The organism is Microbacterium sp. MEJ108Y (assembly GCF_000834175.1).
Lineage (GTDB): Bacteria > Actinomycetota > Actinomycetes > Actinomycetales > Microbacteriaceae > Microbacterium > Microbacterium forte.
In genome coordinates this window covers 1-4,671 of record NZ_JXQX01000021.1, presented here as the reverse complement: position 1 = coordinate 4,671, position 4,671 = coordinate 1, and the positions used below count along the sequence as shown (strand labels likewise).

The following is a 4,671-nucleotide window of genomic DNA, read 5'->3' as shown; positions in this document are numbered from 1 at the left end:
CCCCCCCCCGATGATGTGATGTCTGTCCGACGTCAGCTGCCGCCGAGGACGCGCTGACCGGCGAGGTCGGCGTCCGAGTACTGGGTCGCGAGTTCGCCGAGCAGATCGGACACGGCCATGACGAGCCCGGTTCGCTCACGCATGTTGCCGTCGAATCGCTCCTGTGCGGCGTCGAACGCCGATTGCGCGTCTCCCGACCACGAGCGACGCAGAATCGTCGCGTGCGCGGCGAGCTCCTCCAGGGCGGCATCGATGTTGCGTGACGCGACGCTGATGGCCTTGGCGGCCTTCGCCACCTGCGCCGGATTGACCTCGATGACGCCCATCAGCGGTACTCGATCGTGCTGCCGCCGACCTGCGGGAACGCGGTGTCGACATCCTGGCGCACCGCGGCCACGAGAGGGGAGTCGGCCCCGAGGGTCTGCTCCATCGAGACGAGCACCCTCTCCGCCGCGACCCGCTGCGCCCTCGCGATCGTCTCGGTGATCGTGACGCCGAGGGATGCCAGATCTGCGGCCGCGCCCGACTGCAGTCTCACCGACTCGATGGCCCCGGTCGGCCGCGCGGTGATGGTCACTCGGCCGTCCGCCGACGTGACCGTCGCCATGGTCTGCGACGCCTCCGTCTCGAGTCTGGCCGACTCCTGGGCCAGCTGTCGGGACTGCGCGATCTGGGCATCGATCTTCGCGTTCACTGCGGCGATCGTGTCAGCGAGTTCTTCGGACGACACTGTTCCCCCTCCTCCGGTGTCATCGCAGTATATGAGGGAGCGATGACGGTATGAAGGTCCCACAACGCCCGCGTCACCGCGGAGGATCTAGAATTGGATCGAGTCCAAGAACTGATGCATCCGCGTCATCTCCCGCATTCCCTCCCGAGGAACAGCATGCCTATCTCCTTCCTGCGCCGTGCCATCCCGCTCGGCGCGACCGTCGCCGTGAGCGCACTCCTGCTCAGCTCCTGCGCTGCGCCCTCGTCCGAGTCCGACGGCGGTGAGCTCGTCTGGTCGATCGAGGGTGCGAACCTCTCAGCGGGGCACATGGACCCGCAGGTGAGTCAGCTCGACGTCTCGGGCATGGTGCAGCGCGCGGTGCTCGACTCCCTGGTCTTCCAGGAGGATGACGGCTCGTTCACCCCCTGGCTGGCCAAGGAGTGGACGGTGTCCGACGACAGCACCGAGTACACCTTCGTCCTGCGTGACGACGTCACCTTCACCGATGGCGAGCCGTTCGACGCCGAGGCCGTCAAGGCGAACTTCGATCGCATCGTCGATCCCGAGACGGAGTCCGCGCAGGCGGCCAGCATGATGGGGGCCGACTTCTACGAGGGCACCGAGGTCGTGGACGAGCACACGGTGAAGGTGAGCTTCACCCAGCCGTACGCGCCGTTCCTTCAGGCGACGAGCACGCCGCAGCTCGGCTTCTACTCGCCGGCCGTGCTGGAGGAGTCCGCCGACCAGCTCAAGGCGGGCGGCCCGGGGATCACCGTCGGAACAGGACCGTTCGAACTGACCGAGTACACACCCGATCAGGAGATCGTCTACACGCGCAACGACGACTACGCCTGGGGGCCGCACGGCGAGAAGGCACCGAAGGTCGAGACGCTGCGGGTCGAGATCCAGCCCGAGGCATCCGTGCGCACGGGCGTCATCGAGAGCGGCGAGGCCGACCTCGCGAGCAACATCCCGCCGAACCTCGCGGGTGACCTCGGCGACGGCATCACGGTCGATTCGATCGAATACCCGGGCCTGCCCTACTCCCTGTACCTCAACGAGAAGTACGGCGTCTTCGCCGACGAGAAGGTGCGCCAGGCGTTCGCGTTGGGCATCGATGTCGACGCGGCCGTCGAAGAGATCTTCTTCGGACAGTTCCCCCGCGCCTGGAGCGTGCTGGGCTCCACGACTCCCGGTTACGATGCTTCGCTGGAGGGCGCCCGACCGTTCGACGCGGACGCGGCGAACACGCTTCTCGACGAGGCCGGATGGACGGAGCGCGACTCCGACGGCATCCGCATGAAGGACGGCGAGCGCCTCTCTGCGCGGTGGATCGCATGGACTCCGGTCCCCGACGACCGCGCCGCTCTCGCGAACGCCATCCAGTCGGATCTCAAGACCATCGGCTTCGAGGTCGTCCGCGAGACGCTCGAGCCCGGCGCCTACAACGAGCAGTACGAGCCGAAGACCTTCGACCTCACCGACTGGGGATTCTCGGGCGTCGACCCGGACTTCCTCCGCGCGCACCTGCACACCGAGGGGTTCCAGAACGCCTCGCAGGTCACCGATCCCGAGATCGATGCGCTGCTCGAGCAGGCCGTCGCGTCGAACGATCAGGATCAGCGCAACGAGATCTACACACAGCTGCAGGAGTGGAACGCCGACTACACCGCGATCATCCCGCTCTACAGCCCGTCGGCGATCACGGCTGTCGGCGAGCGGGTGGACGGGCTCGCGTACGACCTCTACGGTCGTCCGCTGTTCTACGACGTGAGCGTCGGCTGACACCCGGATCATCGAGCGCCCCTCGCTCGCGCACTGCGATATCGTTCGTGAGCGCGCGCCGTGAGCCGAGGGGCGCTCAGGATCCGTCGAGAGGGCGTCAACGGTGAAGGCAGCGCTCACCCGGGTCGCCGGACTCGCGGCATCCGTCGTGATCGTCCTCTGGGGTGCGGCGACGCTGGTGTTCCTCGCGTTCCGGGTGATCCCGGGCGATCCGGTCTCCGTCATGCTCGGGCCCCAGGCGCAGGTGAGCGATGAGGTCAAAGACGGCATCCGCGCGGAACTGGGACTCGACCGCCCCCCACTCGAGCAGTACGTCACGTTCATCGGACAGCTCGCGCGAGGAGACCTCGGCGAGTCGTATCAACTGCGGATGCCGGTGGTCGAGGTCATCGGCCGCCAGCTGGGTTCCACGCTGCAGCTCTCCGCGCTGGCGCTGCTCATGGCCGTGGTGCTCGCCTTCGCCGTCGCGCTGCTCGTGCGAGGGCGTGCCGGACGCACCGTCGCTGCGGCAGTCGAACTCGTCATCCTCTCCTCACCCGTCTTCTGGATCGGCCTGATCCTGCTCAGCGTCTTCGCGTTCGGACTCGGCTGGTTCCCCGTGTCCGGTGCACGCAACCCGGCGACGATCGTGCTGCCGGCTATCACGCTCGCCCTGCCGGTGGCCGCTCTGCTCAGCCAGGTGCTACGAGACGGCCTCGCACAGGCCGAGCGGATGCCGTTCGCCGAGACCGTGCGTGCGCGGGGTGCGAGCGCGTCCTGGTTCACTCTGCGGCACGGCCTCAGGCACGGCGCGGCGAATGCGGTGACGCTCGCCGCGTACCTGACCGGATCCGTGCTCGGAGGAGCGGTCCTCGTCGAGACGGTGTTCGCCAGAGCAGGTCTCGGTCGGGTGACTCTCGCCGCCATCACCAATCGTGATCTGCCGGTCATCACCGGCATCATCCTGCTCAGTGCCCTCGTCTTCGTGGTCGTGAATCTCGTGGTCGAGCTGCTGCATCCGCTCATCGATCCTCGTCTGCGCATCGACCGAGGAGGCGTGCGGTGAGGCGGGCGCAGGCCGTGCTGCTGTGGGGCGCCGCGGCGGTGCTTCTCGTGCTCGCCTTCGCCGCGGTGTTCCCCGGGGTGCTCGCCACGCACGATCCCCTGCAGACGGACGTGCGGGCTTCGCTGCTGCCGCCGAGCGCAGACCACCTCTTCGGCACCGACCAGAGCGGGCGCGATGTCTTCTCACGGGTGGTCTACGGAGCCGGGCGCTCGATCGGCATCGGACTGCTCGCCACGGGCGTCGCCCTCGCGGTCGGACTCATCGTCGGGTCTCTGGCCGGGCTCGCTCCCCGGGGCGTCGACGCCGCACTCATGCGGGTGAACGACGTGCTGATGGCGTTCCCCGAGTTCCTGGTCGCGCTCGTGGTGGTGGCGGTGCTGGGGCCGGGTCCTGTGAACATCGCGATCGCCGTCACCCTCGCCGCCGTGCCCGTCTACATCCGCCTTGCGCGCGTGCAGACGCGCACGCTGCGCGGCGCAGAGCATGTCGAGGCCGCCCGCATCCTCGGGGTGCGCCCTGCGCCCGCCTTCGTGAGGCACGTCGTGCCCGGCGTGCTCGGGTCGCTCAGCGTCCTGGCGACGATCGGCATCGGATCGAGCATCCTCGGCGCGGCCGGACTCAGCTTCCTCGGTCTCGGCCCATCGGAGCCGACGCCGGAATGGGGACTGATGCTCGCCGGCGGACGCAACGTGCTCGGTCAGGCCTGGTGGATCGCCGTCTTCCCCGGCATCGCGATCACGGTCACCGTCATCTCGGCCACGATCGTCGGTCGTGTGCTGCGAGCCAGAGCAGAGGGGCTGACGCCGTGACCGCCGCGCTCGAACTCGTCGGCCTGCGCGTCGACTTCGGAGGGACGCCCGTGGTGAGCGGTGTGTCGCTGTCGGTCGAGCGAGGTGAATGCGTGGCGATCGTGGGAGAGTCCGGAGCCGGCAAGACCCTGACGGCGAGGGCTCTGCTGGGACTCGCTCCGCAGGGTGCTCACGTGGCGTTCGATCGACTCGTCGTCGACGGGACGGACGCCGCCCGTCTCGGCGAGCGCGGGTGGCGGGCCCTCCGCGGCGCCCGCATCGGACTCGTCTCGCAGGATGCGCTGGTGTCTCTCGACCCGCTGCAGCGAGTGGGCTCGGAG

Annotated in this window: 6 protein-coding genes; 4 read left to right on the top strand and 2 right to left on the bottom strand. The window is 68.6% G+C overall.

What is annotated here, in order from left to right:
- Positions 1–32 precede the first annotated feature (32 nt).
- Both RU09_RS11160 and RU09_RS11155 read right to left on the bottom strand, forming a co-directional pair.
- A complete protein-coding gene (locus RU09_RS11160; RefSeq protein WP_042540614.1) occupies positions 33–326 on the bottom strand; it encodes a WXG100 family type VII secretion target in 294 nt (97 codons plus the stop codon).
- Entirely contained in the window at positions 326–730 is a 405-nt protein-coding gene (locus tag RU09_RS11155) for a YbaB/EbfC family nucleoid-associated protein (protein WP_042540612.1), read from the bottom strand. The genes RU09_RS11160 and RU09_RS11155 overlap by 1 nt, the downstream gene beginning before the upstream one ends.
- 156 nt (positions 731–886) lie before the next feature.
- Here RU09_RS11155 and RU09_RS11150 point away from each other — a divergent pair, with 156 nt between their 5' ends.
- From RU09_RS11150 to RU09_RS11135, 4 genes are all read left to right on the top strand, one after another.
- Positions 887–2,497: an ABC transporter substrate-binding protein gene (locus RU09_RS11150; RefSeq protein WP_042540610.1), complete on the top strand. Its 1,611-nt coding sequence runs from the start codon at positions 887–889 to the stop codon at positions 2,495–2,497.
- 103 nt (positions 2,498–2,600) lie between these two features.
- Positions 2,601–3,542: an ABC transporter permease gene (locus RU09_RS11145; RefSeq protein ID WP_042540608.1), complete on the top strand. Its 942-nt coding sequence runs from the start codon at positions 2,601–2,603 to the stop codon at positions 3,540–3,542.
- Complete coding sequence (locus tag RU09_RS11140; protein ID WP_042540606.1) at positions 3,539–4,351, top strand: ABC transporter permease; 813 nt, start codon at positions 3,539–3,541, stop codon at positions 4,349–4,351. The genes RU09_RS11145 and RU09_RS11140 overlap by 4 nt, the downstream gene beginning before the upstream one ends.
- Positions 4,348–4,671 (top strand): ATP-binding cassette domain-containing protein (locus RU09_RS11135; protein ID WP_042540604.1); only part of this gene is annotated, 324 nt, incomplete at its 3' end. The genes RU09_RS11140 and RU09_RS11135, both read left to right, overlap by 4 nt.

Bases quoted from the DNA above. Each gene is read 5' to 3' on its own strand.
- RU09_RS11160 (WP_042540614.1), bottom strand. From the start codon at position 326: ATGGGCGTCATCGAGGTCAATCCGGCGCAGGTGGCGAAGGCCGCCAAG.
- RU09_RS11150 (WP_042540610.1), top strand. From the start codon at position 887: ATGCCTATCTCCTTCCTGCGCCGTGCCATCCCGCTCGGCGCGACCGTC.